General features: G+C 50.0%; 10 protein-coding genes and 1 pseudogene. 2 read left to right on the plus strand and 9 right to left on the minus strand.

Features of this window, described 5'->3' with window-relative positions:
* Positions 1-2: 2 nt before the first annotated feature.
* Both BWI93_RS14945 and BWI93_RS14950 read right to left on the minus strand, forming a co-directional pair.
* Positions 3-2,024, minus strand: a pseudogene (locus BWI93_RS14945) (SusC/RagA family TonB-linked outer membrane protein); the annotation flags it as partial.
* Positions 1,934-3,052 carry a carboxypeptidase-like regulatory domain-containing protein gene (locus tag BWI93_RS14950; RefSeq protein WP_094812674.1) on the minus strand — a complete coding sequence of 373 codons (1,119 nt, stop codon included), beginning with the start codon at positions 3,050-3,052 and terminating at the stop codon, positions 1,934-1,936. The gene BWI93_RS14950 and the pseudogene BWI93_RS14945, both read right to left, overlap by 91 nt.
* Positions 3,053-3,519: 467 nt before the next feature.
* Between BWI93_RS14950 and BWI93_RS14955 the strand changes: the two genes are divergently transcribed.
* The gene (locus BWI93_RS14955) at positions 3,520-4,083 is read left to right on the plus strand and encodes an NADPH-dependent FMN reductase (protein WP_094812676.1); all 564 of its coding nucleotides are present in this window, start codon (positions 3,520-3,522) and stop codon (positions 4,081-4,083) included.
* A 141-nt stretch (positions 4,084-4,224) separates the two neighbouring features.
* On the opposite strand, the gene BWI93_RS14960 is transcribed toward BWI93_RS14955, so the two are convergent.
* From BWI93_RS14960 to BWI93_RS14975, 4 genes are all read right to left on the minus strand, one after another.
* On the minus strand, positions 4,225-6,591 hold the full coding sequence (locus BWI93_RS14960; RefSeq protein WP_094812678.1) for a glycoside hydrolase family 127 protein: 2,367 nt from the start codon (positions 6,589-6,591) through the stop codon (positions 4,225-4,227).
* A gap of 108 nt (positions 6,592-6,699) precedes the next feature.
* Positions 6,700-7,962 (minus strand): acyltransferase family protein, encoded by a 1,263-nt coding sequence (locus BWI93_RS14965; RefSeq protein ID WP_094812680.1) that lies wholly within the window; start codon positions 7,960-7,962, stop codon positions 6,700-6,702.
* Between the two features lie 604 nt (positions 7,963-8,566).
* The gene (locus tag BWI93_RS14970; RefSeq protein ID WP_094812682.1) at positions 8,567-9,133 is read right to left on the minus strand and encodes a DUF417 family protein; all 567 of its coding nucleotides are present in this window, start codon (positions 9,131-9,133) and stop codon (positions 8,567-8,569) included.
* Complete coding sequence (locus tag BWI93_RS14975) at positions 9,130-10,059, minus strand: helix-turn-helix domain-containing protein (protein WP_217902281.1); 930 nt, start codon at positions 10,057-10,059, stop codon at positions 9,130-9,132. The genes BWI93_RS14970 and BWI93_RS14975 overlap by 4 nt, the downstream gene beginning before the upstream one ends.
* A gap of 181 nt (positions 10,060-10,240) precedes the next feature.
* Here BWI93_RS14975 and BWI93_RS14980 point away from each other — a divergent pair, with 181 nt between their 5' ends.
* Positions 10,241-10,573, plus strand: a complete 333-nt coding sequence (locus BWI93_RS14980; protein WP_217902282.1) for a hypothetical protein — start codon at positions 10,241-10,243, stop codon at positions 10,571-10,573.
* Positions 10,574-10,612: 39 nt separating this feature from the next.
* Here the strand turns inward: BWI93_RS14980 and BWI93_RS14985 are convergent, their stop codons facing one another.
* The 3 genes from BWI93_RS14985 to BWI93_RS14995 form a co-directional block, all read right to left on the minus strand.
* Entirely contained in the window at positions 10,613-11,407 is a 795-nt protein-coding gene (locus BWI93_RS14985; protein WP_094812684.1) for an MBL fold metallo-hydrolase, read from the minus strand.
* Positions 11,408-11,498: 91 nt separating this feature from the next.
* Positions 11,499-12,545 carry a response regulator gene (locus BWI93_RS14990; RefSeq protein WP_094812686.1) on the minus strand — a complete coding sequence of 349 codons (1,047 nt, stop codon included), beginning with the start codon at positions 12,543-12,545 and terminating at the stop codon, positions 11,499-11,501.
* A 10-nt stretch (positions 12,546-12,555) separates the two neighbouring features.
* The gene (locus BWI93_RS14995) at positions 12,556-14,106 is read right to left on the minus strand and encodes a PAS domain-containing sensor histidine kinase (protein WP_094812688.1); all 1,551 of its coding nucleotides are present in this window, start codon (positions 14,104-14,106) and stop codon (positions 12,556-12,558) included.
* Positions 14,107-14,114 lie beyond the last annotated feature (8 nt).

Below are 14,114 nucleotides of genomic sequence, written 5' to 3' on the forward strand. Positions count from 1 at the left end.
GATTATAGGGTGACACTCAAACCGGCCTGTACCGTTCGGGGCTGGGGTACCGTCGCCCAGTCGTAGCCTGCCGTGTTCTGGTTATTACTTTGCGAGTTCACTTCCGGGTCAAGTCCGGAATAGCGGGTGAAGGTGAGCAGGTTGGCAATTTGTACGTAGGCCCGTACGACCGACAAACGGGCTCGGCGGGTAATCGCATCCGGTAGCGTATAGCTCAGGGATACGTTTCGCAGCCGAATGAACGAGCCATCGAGCAAATACCGGGTACTCTGATTAGTCACGTTTCCGCTATAATTATTAGCTGCTCCGCCGTTGACGGTGGGATCGCCACTGTAGGTCGTCATCCGGGGAATGTCCGTAACGTCACCCGGTTTTTGCCAGCGTTCGAGTTGTCGGGGAATAAAGCCGATGAAATTCTGCGTCCCCCCGTGCACCAGGAAGAAATCATGCATACTCATGATTTTGTTTCCCTGCTGGAAGTAAAAGAGAACGTTCAGATCAAATCGTTTGTACGAGAGTGTGTTGGTGAGTCCGCCCGTAAAACGCGGCAGGGCATTGCCCACTATTTGCCGATCCGCGGAAGTAATCAGTCCATCTTTATTCACGTCTTCATACACGGCATTTCCCGTTTGTGGATCGACGTAAAGCTGTTTGTACAGTTGAAACGAGTTGACGGAGTAGCCCTGCCGCAGAATGGAAATATTCCGACCCGAAGCTCCCTGAGCAATATCCGAGGCCAGTTTTTCAATGCGATTCCGGTTGAAGGAAACATTGAAATCCGTGGACCAGCGGAAGTTTGATCCCGCGAAATTTTCGGAATGAATCGAAAACTCAACGCCTTTGTTACGAACCGCTCCGTAGTTCTGCAAATACGTCGTAAAACCAGAACGTGAGGGTACGGGAACGTTCAGCAGCAGATCGTAGGTGTACTTGTTGTAGTAATCCACGATAAAACTGAGTCGGTTTTTGAAAAAGCTGAACTCCGTCCCAATGTCGACCTGACGGGTTGTTTCCCAGGTGAGCTGGCGGTTTTCGAGCTGTGAAGGAGCAATCCCTGCTGCATCGAGGTAGTTCGCTCCCGAAGACCACAGCCCTTGAGCGGCGTACGGCCCGATGCCGTTCTGATTGCCACTCAGACCCAGACTGGCTCTGAATTTCAGGTCACTAAAGACGTTTAAATCCTCAATGAATGATTCGTGGGAAGCATTCCAGGCTACCCCGCCCGAAGGAAAATACCCCCAGCGGCGGTCGGCCCCGAATTTGGACGAGGCATCGGCCCGTAAACTGGCATCGAATGTAAAGCGGTTATCGTACGTGTAACTGGCCTTTCCGAAGAAACTAAGCAAGGTAGCCCGGCTCCGACCGGAAGAACCCGTGGTGGTAGCGGCTACCGAAATCGCCGTCAGATCATTACTGGCAAAATTCTGCCCCGACGCACTCGTATTTTCGTTCAGTACCCGGTTGAACGTATTGCCTACCAGTGCATTGATCCGATGCTTTTCCCCGAAAGATTTGATGTAAGTAAGTACCTGTTCGTTCGTAAAAATCAGGTTTTTCGTTTCAAACGAAGTTGCCGCTCCCTTAGTGGCAATCCCGGCAGCAATGAGTGTATTGCTGTAGTTGTTTTCGTACATGTCCGTGTTGTCCAGACTCCAGCTGCTTCGCAAGGTCAGTTCGGGCAGGATGTGTAATTCGGCAAATACGTTACCAATGGTCCGCCATCCGACGGCCTGGTTATTCAGATTATTGATCAAAGCCAGGTGATTATCGAAACTACCCGATCGGGCGTAGGTACCATCTTCGTTGAAAATGGGCAGGTACGAACGTGGGAAAATAGCCGAGTTGATGACACCCGTGGGGTTATTATCATTACTGCTGACGTTGCGAAACGAACGCGTCACGTTGATACTATTGCCCAGCTTAAGTTTGTCGGTTAAGTAATTGTCGTAGTTAAATCGAAGGGTATATCGTTCAAAATCAGAGGGTTTGACAATAGATTCCTGCTTGAGATAGCTAAAACCCGCAAAATAGGTACTCTTGGCCGTACCACCTTGAGCCGAAAGATCATACGCGGACGAGAAGCCACCCGAAACAGATCGCTAATGCGGTCGTACGTGGGCACGGTGCTGGGATTGGGAAAAGGCAGTGCAACCGTAGTAGGGTCCAGACCGCGATCCTGAGCCGTATTCCGAACGGCCTCGTTGACCAGCGTGGCGGTTTCGGGACCGGTGGTAGCCTTAAATCTCCTACTGGCGGACGACCAGCCGTGCGAGACATTGGCAGTGATTTTAGCCCGACTATTCAGACTGCCCCGTTTCGTTGTCACGATCACAACTCCATTAGCTCCCAGCGAACCGTAGATGGCGGTAGCGTTGGCGTCTTTCAAGACCTGAATACTCTCAATATCAGCCGGATTGATGTCGGCCAGGGGATTGGATTGCTGTTGCTGCCCCAGGCCTGTACGTATAGGTTCACTGGTACTTACGAATACTCCATCAATGACGTACAGCGGATCGACGGAAGCGTTGATGGAGTTATTACCGCGAATACGGAAAGTAATCCCGCCACCGGGTACGCCGGAGTTTGACTGTATTTGCACCCCCGTTACCTTGCCCTGTAAGAGTTGGTTGAAACTGGCAGCGGGTATGTTTTTGAGTTCCTCCCCGGAAATTTTCGCAATCGAACCGACAATGTCTTTCCGATTCTGAGTACTGTAGCCCGTAATGACCAGTTCGTTGAGTTGCCGGCTGTCGGGTTTCAATTGGATGGTTAGACGCGTCTGGCCGTTTAGCGTAATCTCCTGAGATTCAAAGCCAATGTAGCTTACCCGCAGGGTGGCTGAACCTGCCGGAACATTCAGTTGAAAGGAACCATCCGATTGCGTCAACGCCGCTGATGGCGTGCCTTTGATTTGTACGGTCGCTCCTACCAGGGGTTCCTGATCGGTGGAAAGAACGTTGCCTTGTAGCAATGCGGTCTGAGCAAAGGTTGCCTGACTCAGCAACCAAACCGTCAGCCTACTAAAAGACGGGGTATACTTGTTTTCATACATGAAGGATTTGATGGTTTGAAGAAACGGGAGAAGTGAAGGGGAACACTCATCGGGCTTTGCGTCTACTATAAACCCGACGTTAGGCAGAACATTATGAGATCATGAGGGAATCAGGTTTGTACATGAAAGGGAAGATTCAACCAAAATAATATAATCTATAGACTTTATAGATTATTGGTCGCAAGTAAGTAAAACCTTTTTGTACTTTGATCAACAGACGAGTGATTTCTTAAAAAAAACAGGGACACTCGAAGGCCATTAGCTTCGAATACTGCTGATTAGTAGGGGAATACATTGATTCTGTCGTAAGTAATTTTGAAGGCTCTGTTGAATGCTCAAAAGGTGATGGTCGTCGATTTTACGGAATTAGGTAAACTTAATGTCCTTGTTTCCGTTTTTCCTACGATTGTTTTTCTTCGTCTTTCGAGTAAGTACCCGCTGGCCACCGTAAACCCTTTTTATTATCGATGTATACGCTCAAAATCATTACCTCCACTACTCGTCCGGGTCGTAAAGGACCCAGCATTGCTGACTGGATAGCTTCCGTAGCCCAACGCCATCCTGATTTCTCGGTGGAAATACTGGATCTGGGCGAAATCAATCTTCCCTTGATGGACGAACCCGCCCATCCTGCCATGCGTCAGTACGAACACGAACACACCAAGCAGTGGAGTGCGAAGATTGATGAAGCGGATGCCTTCATAATTGTTACCGCCGAGTATAACTTCAGTATTACGGCTCCCCTAAAAAATGCTCTGGATTACGTCTATCACGAATGGGCCTACAAGCCCGTGGGCATTGTCAGTTACGGTGGTCAGTCGGGCGGACTCCGGGCGGCTCAAGTCCTTAAGCAGGTACTTACGACATTGAAAATGGTACCGCTCGTGGAGAGCGTAGCCCTGACGTTTTTCAATAAGCTATTTGACGATGAAATGAATTTCCAACCCACGGATAGTTCGGAGCGGGCGGCGGATGCGATGTTTAAAGAGTTGGCCCGCTGGACGAAAGCGTTGCAGACGCTACGGGCTTAACCATTCTAATCCCGGACAGGGTCGATTAAAATCCGACCTTAGTAAACTAATCGAGCTACGGCTCTTACAGGCGTGTAAGAGCCGTAGGCTCGATCCATTCTGTAACCTAGGATTTCAACCCCAACCCCACTCCCCCAGGCCTTATTTCTTCAGCAGCCGTACCTCATAAACTCCTCCTGTCGCCGAACCTGGTTCTGCGACAAACTTGACCGTTAGCGGTCCTGTCTGAGCATTTTGAGAGGCCGGAATGGCGTATTCTTCCGTATAAAACGCTTCGCCTTTCTGACCATCCTGCTCAACGGTAGCCAAAGGTTGATCGTTTAAGAGAATTTTGAACTTTCGGTTTCGGTCCTTACCCCAATACGTCACCTGCAAACGATCCGCCTGCTGATTCGGGTTTTTGAGCTGATAACTGAACCAGCCTCGGGCATCCCGCCAGTGACGATCCTGATTTTGCCCCGTATTGCTTTTTTCGCTCTTCACAAAGTGATCGGACTCGGGTTGCTGTTCGCCGGCATAGACTACATCCAGCGTTATCGCGGCTAACTGCTGGGCGGCGGCCTCCTGCCGAGCCAGCTCTTCCTGCATTTTCTGCAAGCCTTCCGGACTTTGTTTTTGCCAGTAAATTACGTAGCGGGCGTCATGGAGCCGGTAAAAAGGAATAAGCTCCAGCGTCCGATACTTGGCCGGATACAGTAATTCGGAAGCCGTGTAAGTAAGTGATTTGCCCGGTACGGGTTTCAGGTATTTTTCGATCTGCGATTCGGTACTCACCAGCAGGGGCATTTGCTGAAGCGGATACGTTTTCCCGGCTGCGATGTGTCCCATCCGACTATCATCGGCCAGCAGGCCATCCAGATCGGTGGTATCCGTTTTAGCCGCCAGTACGATCGGTCCCCGCAGGAAAGCCACGTAATTTGAACCATCCGGCAAAGCTTCCGTAGTCGTTTGCATGGGAAGGGTAATCTCAATCTGATCCCCTTTCTTCCAGGTTCGCTCCAGAGCAATATACGAGCCGGGCTGAGCCGTTACATCCGTCTTCTTCCCATTGATTTGTAGGCTCAAGGCTCCAGCCGCTACCCAGGACGGATACCGCAGGTTCAGCGTAAATTTCCGGGGTTGCGTTGTCGTCAGCGTCAGCCGGGTACTTTCCTGATCCGGAAACTTCGTTTGTTGAGTTAACGTCACTCCCTGCTCTTTCCAATTTAACTGTGAAGGAATGAACAAGTTCACATACAGATCGTTACCCCGGTGAGCATAAATCAGCTCGCCGTATTTGCCATGATTTTCCAGTCCCGAACCTACGCAACACCACATCCCCTGCGGTACCTGCGAGTACACGCGATAATGACGGGGCCGCATGGGCGTGAAGTACACAAACCCGCCCGTACCGGGCCGTTGGGTCGAGAGGATGTGGTTGTACAAAGCCCGTTCGTAATAATCCAGGTAGCTGGCTTTTCCCTCCGCTTCGTACAACTGCTTGGTCAATTTAAGCATGTTGTACGTATTACAGGTTTCTGGCCCCTCCACGCGGCTAATCATCGAGCTGAAATTGTTGGCGGGGTTGAAGTGTTCACTCACACTATTTCCCCCGATGGCTACTGTACGCTGCTTGACGACGGTTTCCCAGAAAAAACGGGCAGCCCGATGGTACGCACTATCCCCACTAAGTTCGGCGATGCGTTCAAAACCGATCACCTTGGGAATCTGCGTATTGGCGTGTAAACCATTTAGCCGATCCTGTTGCTCAACCAGTGGATCCAGAATAACGCGGTGCGAGTAACGGCGAGCCAGTTCGAGGTATTTCTTATCTCCCGTAATGAAGGATACATCCGCAAATACCTCATTCAATCCACCGTGCTCGGAGCGTAACATATTCTGGATTTGCTCGTCGCTTAATCCTGCGGAAAGCTGAATCATCCAGTCGGCCAGTCGGATCAGCATCGTTTTGGCCTGTTCATTGCCCGCCACCAGATACGCATCCCGCAAGCCAGCGAAGGTTTTATGGATGTTATAAAGGGGCACCCATTTGGAATTCAGACTAAAAGTTCCTGCATCAATTTTTCCCTGGGCAATGTCCTTCCAGATCGCAACGCCACCCGGCACGCCCCCAATATAACCGGTTCCCAGTTGATCCTGACACCGTTTCAGCTCGGTAATCATGTAAGCAAGCCGATCCTGTACTCGCTTGTCACCCGTAGAAGCAGCCATGAGCGACAGGGCCGTCAGGTAATGCCCACCCATGTGGCCATCCAGACCCGTATTTTCCCAATTCCCGTAACTGGCTACTTTGGAGGGTAGGCCCGCTTCTCTCCGATACGGAGCCAGCAAACGGTCCGGATCCATCGCCATGATGTACTGGAGATCCGTTTGCTCCGCTTCTTTAAATGCTCCGGGGAGCAGTCGTACCTCACGGAGTGGAAAAGACTTTACCGGTTCCTGAGCGAAACCGAGTAAAGCCTGGGTGCATAACGTACCAATAAGTAGTCCTGTACGAAACCGATTCATGTCAGGTAAGTAATTAAAGAGGTCTTGTTTTAAAATTGCGTCAATTTAACACATTTATCAAAAATACTAAAACTTCTTTGTTTAATCCTTTTACATACCAGTTATTAATTAACCTTTTCGCACGGCCTTGCCATTCAGAAGCGTACCAAGCCAGCGGTCACGAACCAGATAGTGATAGCTCAACAACAGCGTAACGATCGAAACCCCGAAAATGACGATTACTTTTAGCAGCCAGGGCCAGGGTTGGGCACTAACCAGAATTTGCAGGACCACCACCAGCGGAAAATGGGCCAGATACATCCAGTAGGAAGCATCAGCCAAATAGCGGAACGTAGCGTTAGGCCGGGAGAAGAAATGTAGCATATACCCCAGAAACGAAAAAACCAGTCCCGTAGAAGCTAGTCCGTAACCAGCTTTGTATACGTAATCATTGATCGATACAGAACCGGTCTCGGTCCAGGCCCGGTCGGAGTGCGATAGAAAGTATACGTAAACCCCAGCCAGCAAACAGCAGCTAAAAAACAGCGTCGCATGGCGGTGAATCTTGAGCTGCGGTAACAATTCGCTTTGTCGCCGTAAGAGCCAGCCCAACCCAAAAAAAAGACTGTAAACGACAAACGGCCGGGTATTGGGAATCAGATTATTGTTGGGCGTGTCCACCCCAAAGAGTTGATTCATTCGCAACATGGCAACCGCCACCACCAATCCAACCACCCAGGCGGCCCAGGGTTTGTGCAGGAGCTGATTGAAAAAAGAATCAAATCGCGGTCGCAACTGACCCGTTGCATTCAGGACGGCAACCAGCAGCGGTCGTACCAGAATAGCCGTTCCACAAAACAAAGCCAGGTAATACAGAAACCAAAGGTGGTAAAGTGGCATCAGTAATCCATCGGGGTTGAACCACTGCCCATTCCAGAATTCGTTCCAGGAGGTAAGCCAGGGCGAGACCGCCTGTTGTCCAGGTGTTTCGGAGAAATCTCCCAACCGCTGACGACCCCAGATGCGTAAGGCCCGAAAGGTGATCTGTAGCGGCGGCCAAAAGAATACCAGTGGCAAAATCACGCGTTTAAACCGATGCTCTACAAAACCGGCAACCCCGCGTTTGTGATAGAGCTGATGAGCGAAAAAGCCCGCAATCAGAAAGAACGCATGCATCCGAAACGCATGCAGCACAAAAAAGATAAAGTCCAGTACGGAACTACCCGTGTTGTCGTGGGTGAAGTAGGCATTTTGCGGCTTGTACTGGATAAACGACTCTATGCCATGGTAAAAAATACCCAACAGCAAAGCCAGAGCCCGGCTTGCGTCTAAGGCATAAAATCGACTGGGTGGCACTACAATTGTAGGCACACCATCGGCGGATAAGTTCATAGAGCTTAATTGAACAACCCTCGGCGGAACTTAGGGCATGTGGTTAATGAATGCGTACTGAATGGAACGGGGGTACTCGTGTACAGGTAACTAGAAAAGCACGGAAATCAGGAGGGCGGTCTGACTGGGCTGGTAATCAAAGGTAAACAAGAGGGCTGACTTTACAACTGCCTGTTCTTGCTTTCGTTCATGATTTTCAGCTCCTTACTATTTTCAATAACCTTTGAACCCTAACGATTGTTTTGTCCTACTTGAATTCAGCGAATGATTGATCACCTTGCGATCGTTCATTACTGATTAATTTTTGATCGCATATACGCGTTGTAATCCCTAAAGCAGGACCGTAATCAAAGCTACAGTCCTGCTTCATTACAAAGATTCAGCTACTCATTCAGGGGTTCAGCGGCCGGGAAATCTAAGGCCGGTTGAGCCGTTACCGTGGCCCAGACGTTCAGGGCTTGTAGTAAGAATAATCGACGGGAGGATGATTAATGATGTTTCCCAGATGTCTTTGGGAGCATTGAGATTCAGGTCTTACCTGCTCCTGGGTAAAAACGGTGATCGTTTCCCAATCGCGTGGATTGAAAAGGTAATATAAAACCGATTAGCCACGGGGACGACTCAGATACAGACGGGCGGATTCGCTCATGGTCATCAAGGCTCCACCCAGAATAACGATGTCTTTAATGACCAGCCGTCCCCGTCCCGACAGGTACGGAAAACCCCATTGTTCATCGTCCAGGTTCGGCACCCAGCTTTCAGGCGTGGTAACGAGGAAGGAAAGCGTTCCGAGCGTCATGAGGAAAATGAGGATACTCCCCACCATACTCGCCAGCGGAGCTACCCGGTGTAGAGCTACCAGTACGGCTACTGTTACCAGAAATACGCCCAGCCCCCTGGAGAATCCGTAGGTGTTGTTTTCAAGATGCCAGGCGTGGTTTTTCGGGATTAATTCTCCCTCTTTGTTGATATAGGCCTTGTACGCCTTTGGATGTTCGTAAAAGAACGACATGAACGGACTGTTCGCCACAAAGGGTACAATTCCGTCGGCTTCGTAGGTGAAGAATTTGAGTCCGCCGATCCAGAGAAAAACGACGACGATACCCCAGCGAACGACCGTTTTACCGAGGTCATCCAGGTGGGCGATGGTATGAAGGATTGACGTTTTCATTGCTGTGTTTGTTTGAGTGAGACAAAACTACAGCAAGGGTCCACGGGGGAACATGGACAAAAAAGGTTAAGGCTTGGACAAATCCGCCACAATTGAAATGCCCGTCTGCTCGCGGAACGCTTGTGGTGATACTTTCGTGATTTTTTAAAAAAACGACTAAAATAGAACTCGTCCTGAAAGCGTAGGTTGTAGGCGATTTCCTTGATGCTTTGCCGGGTCAGGTGCAGTTGTTTTTTTGCTTCCAGAATTAATCGCTCCTGAATGAGCTGGGAAGGGCTTTTCCGGAAATACTTCTGGCAACGCCGGGTGAAGTTATCGGACGACATGGCCAGAAGGGCTGCGTAATCCGAAGGCTTGTGTAAAGTCAGATAATTTTCATCGAGCAGTTGCCGAAACCGTTCCATTTGGTCGTCTTTCTCGGGGCGATCCGTTTGCTGACCCATCGCCTGCATTTTGATACTACTCGATTTCGCCAGAAAAAGCTGTACATAGGAACGCAGGACAATCTCGGAAGGACTCGTCTGACCAGCTTCGTCCTGAATATCATCTAAAATGGAAACGAAGCGGCGGGTTTCGTCGGGCGTCAGACGTACAATGGGATCGAGGTAAATATTGTTAAAGAGGAGTCCATTACACGCAACTTCGTTCCGATGGTATTCAATACAGTAAAAATCACTGTGAAACTGAAGCATCCGGCCGCCGAATACCTGACATTCGTCCAGGTAAATAATTTGCAGGGGCGTAGCGAATAGCAACACGGGTCCGGTGAACGGAAACGTACCAAAGTCCGCATGAAATGTGCCTTCCCCTTCGGGAATGAACCAGATCGTGTACGCCGACGCTTGCGAGGGTACACACAAAACCTCGGCCGTGAGCGACTTTAATCCCAGTAGATAGGTACCAGCAGCTGAATAAATCGTTTCCAAGATAATCGGTTTAAACTTCGCACTAAACTATACGTTTTAGCGATTAATCCTTTGCTTTAGTACTGTACTGATCTTTTAGTACTTCCTGGAAATCAGATTATCTCTGAATCCTTATGAACACAGCTATTTCACTCGCCCAGCATCTACGTCATGTTTTCTTCGGAGGCAATTGGACCACGGTTTGCCTGAAAGACACCTGACAAACCTCAGCTGGCAGCAGGCTACTACCCCGGTTTTGACACTAAATACCATTGCCGCCCTCACCTACCACATTCATTACTACATAGCGGCCCAGCTTCGGGTATTGCAGGGCCAGCCCCTACAGGCCAGTGACCGGTACAGCTTTGACCATCCGCCCATTCAATCGCAGGAAGATTGGGAACATCTGTTGGCAAAAGTCTGGTCGGATGTCGAAACGATGGCTCAAGGGTCGAATCATCACCCGACTCGATGCTGGAGGAAGCCTTTGCCGATGAGACATACGGCAGATATTACCGGAATATTCAGGGCATGATTGAGCATACCCACTACCACCTGGGCCAGATTGTACTGACTAAGAAACTACAGGCTGCTCCACTTCCCGAGCCTTAATGTGATAAACGGGCGTTTCCTGCAAACGGGAAGCCACCACCAATTCAGTCGTATCCATGTGCGGCAGGAACAGTTCCCGGGCCCGAATGGGACAATTGTTTTCCTTCGATAAATGCGAAAGAATGACGTGGCTCATGTACGCAGGCTTATGGGTACGCAGCAAATCCAGTGCCTGCTGGTTGGACAAATGCCCATGACCGCCCCGAATACGCTGCTTGAGGAAATATGGATAACGTCCCTGTTCCAGCATGGCTTCATCGTAATTAGCTTCCAGAAAGGCAGCGTGACACTGGCTGAAATGTTCAATGAGGCCCGTACAGGTTTGGCCTAAATCCGTGAAAACACCTACCCGCGTACCTTCGTAGGAAACCATAAAACTATGGGGATCGGCAGCATCGTGAAATTTAGGGAAGGCTTTCACACATAAATCGCCCACCCACACGGGATCGGTACCGGATAGAAAACGAATCGCCAATCCCTCGCCCAGCAATCGGGCCGATCGCAAAGTCTTCGGTGTCAGGTAGACGGGCAGCTGATACTTACGGGCAAAATTGGTGGTTCCGCTGATGTGGTCGGTATGCTCGTGCGAGATAAAAATGGCCTTGATGGTATGTACCGACAAGCTCAACCGCCGGAGCCGGGATTCGATTTGCCGACAGGATATCCCTACATCGATCAGAACCGCATCCTGCCCGTTGCCTACGTAGTAACAATTGCCGTTACTACCCGAATTTAAAGACGTAATAAAAAGAGACATAGTCTCAAAGATACGGCTTGACTCCTCACGAATGCAATCTTTTCAAGGGTTGAGTGGTAAGGGACTTGAACCCCAGTCCCCTACTAAATACTTACCAGCCTGCTCGCCGTAATTTTTCGGGTTGCAGAATCCGGATGGAAGAACCGGCAATTTCAATGAGTCCGTCCTGTTTGAATTCGCTCAGCGTGCGAATAAGGGACTCGGTAGCCGTACCCACCATCGATGCCAGGTCGTCCCGCGAGTACTTAATGACCTGTTCGCCCGCGGAGGTGTACAGGTGTAGTAGCGTATCCGCTACCCGCCGCCGCAGTGATCCGTAGGCCATCGTCAGCAGTTGCTGCTCCCGTTCGGCTACGTGCCCGGCCAGTAAGCGAATAAATTCCTGACTCACGGAGCGATTCCCCGAAAGCAGCTGCTGAAAGTCTTCCTTGGGAATGTAATGCAACTGGCTATCTTCCAGAGCTACGGCCGAGTCGGTATACTCCCGGTTTTCCAGCAAGGCTAAGTATCCAAAAAACGATCCTTCCTCGTAAATACCCGTAATGAATTCTTTCCCGTCGGCATTGGTCTTGATCGTTTTAATCTTTCCGCTTTTCACGAAGTACAACCGCAGCGGCTGGTCACCTTCGGCGTAGATGTACTGTTTTTTGGGAATGGTATGGACCTTCCGATCCGCGGATAGGGATTCGAGTTTCGTTTGAGCATCGTCCAGAAAAGCTTCCAGCCCGTTGCTTTTCAGGTCGTAATCCGTACGCGTCTGGTCCAGTTGTTCAAAGCGTTTGAGGCGGCCTTCAATGGCACTGAGCAATTCACTTTCGTCGAAGGGTTTAGTCAGGTAATCATCGGCTCCCAATTCCATACCTTTTCTGAATTCACTCCGTTCGGTTTTAGCCGTCAGAAAAATGAAAGGCGTACCCGCCAGCGTAGGATTCCGCGAAAAAATATGCAAAACTCCGTAGCCATCCAGCACGGGCATCATGATGTCACAAATTACCAGATCCGGCTTGGCAGCCAGGGCTTTTTCAACGCCCACTTTACCGTTTTCGGCCGTTACGACGTTGTAACCAGCCAGTTCCAGAATTTCACACGTATTCTCCCGGATGTCCGAGTTGTCTTCAATTAACAAAATTGTTTTCATAGGTATAGAGCTATTGACCAGGTAAATGAATGGTGACGAGCGTCCCTTTTTCCAATTCACTTTTTAGCGTAATGGTCCCCCGCAGTAATTCCAGGTACTTCATCACGATGTGCAGGCCTAAGCCCGTTCCCTGGTAATTAATGGCGTTTTTCGCCCGAAAAAATCGTTCAAATAAATGCTTTTGATCTTCTTTGGAAATACCAATTCCCTGATCCTGAATAGCCAGGCACAGGTCCGTCCCTTCCAGAGTCGCCTGTATGGTTATGACCGTATGTTCGCCGGAATACTTGACGGCGTTGGAAAGCAGGTTGACCAGAATTTTCCGTAGCAGCGAAGCATCCGTGGGAAACAAATCCGGCGTTTGCAGGTCTAATTCAAATTCCTGTCCATTTTTCCGTAATCCCTGAATATCACTGAGTACTTCCTGAATGAGCGGTTCCAGAGCCACCAACGTAATGCGGGCCTCCACTTTTCCTTCTTCGAGCTTACCCACGGATAGAAATTCTTCCAGAATATCATTCAGGTGATTCACCGAAGCTGTGATGCGTTGAACGTGTCGAAGGCGTTTGTCCTGCTGCTCCGTTGCCGGATATTTTTCAATCAGCGAGGCCGACGTAAGTACGGTTGTGAGCGGAGTACGAAACTCATGGGAGGCCATGGATACAAAGCGTGACTTCAGTTCGCCCAATTCCCGCTCCGTCTCCAGAGCCTTGGCCAGTTCGTCTTTGGAACGCTCCAGCTGGCTTAAGGTCGTCATCAACGCGTGCGTACGGTCAGCTACTTTCTGCTCCAGGTCTTCGTTGAGACGTTCAATCCGTTGGTTTTGTAAGAGCAGGGCTTGTTCGGCCTCTTTCTTGAAGGTAATGTCAATGATATATCCTACGGCGTAGAGTTCTTCCTCCACCTGAAAATAACTCAAACTGATTTCAACCGGAAATACCGAGCCATCCTTCCGCTGGGCGTACAGATCGCGGTTATGCCCCATGGCCCGTACCTGCGGGTGTTGGTAGAACGACTCCCGATCGTGTACGTGCGAGCCCCGCTTGCTTTCGGGTACCAGCAATTCAATGGATTGCCCCAGCAATTCACCCTCTTCGTACCCCAACAGTCGATAACCCAGGGCATTACACGAGACGATCTTTCCCTGCCGATCAGACACAATGATCCCGATGGTGGCATTGGTAAATACGGCTTCGTAACGGCGATCATTGGCCTCCAACTGCTGCTGCATGTGCTGCATCAGCTCCAGGTTTTTCAGCCGAATCAATTGGTATTCGCCGGAAATTCCCTTGAAAGCCGTGATGCGAACCAGACCTTTTAAAGACTGTCCATCGGCCCGCATTAATTCGATTTCCTGTTCGGTAGCATGGGCGGCTCCCCAGGAAAAATGAGCTTTCGCCTGAGTCAATGCCTCCGTCTCGGAGGCGTATCCGAGGAGTCGGCAACCCGCCGGATTGATTCGAATAAACTGCTCCGTACGCAGGGCGTAAAGGGCGATTAAATCTTCCGATTCATCGAAAAGAAGGTTACTGAGTATATGATAGTCAAGCTCGTCGTTCATGCATAGGC

Source organism: Siphonobacter sp. BAB-5385, from assembly GCF_002261125.1.
Taxonomy (GTDB): domain Bacteria; phylum Bacteroidota; class Bacteroidia; order Cytophagales; family Spirosomataceae; genus Siphonobacter.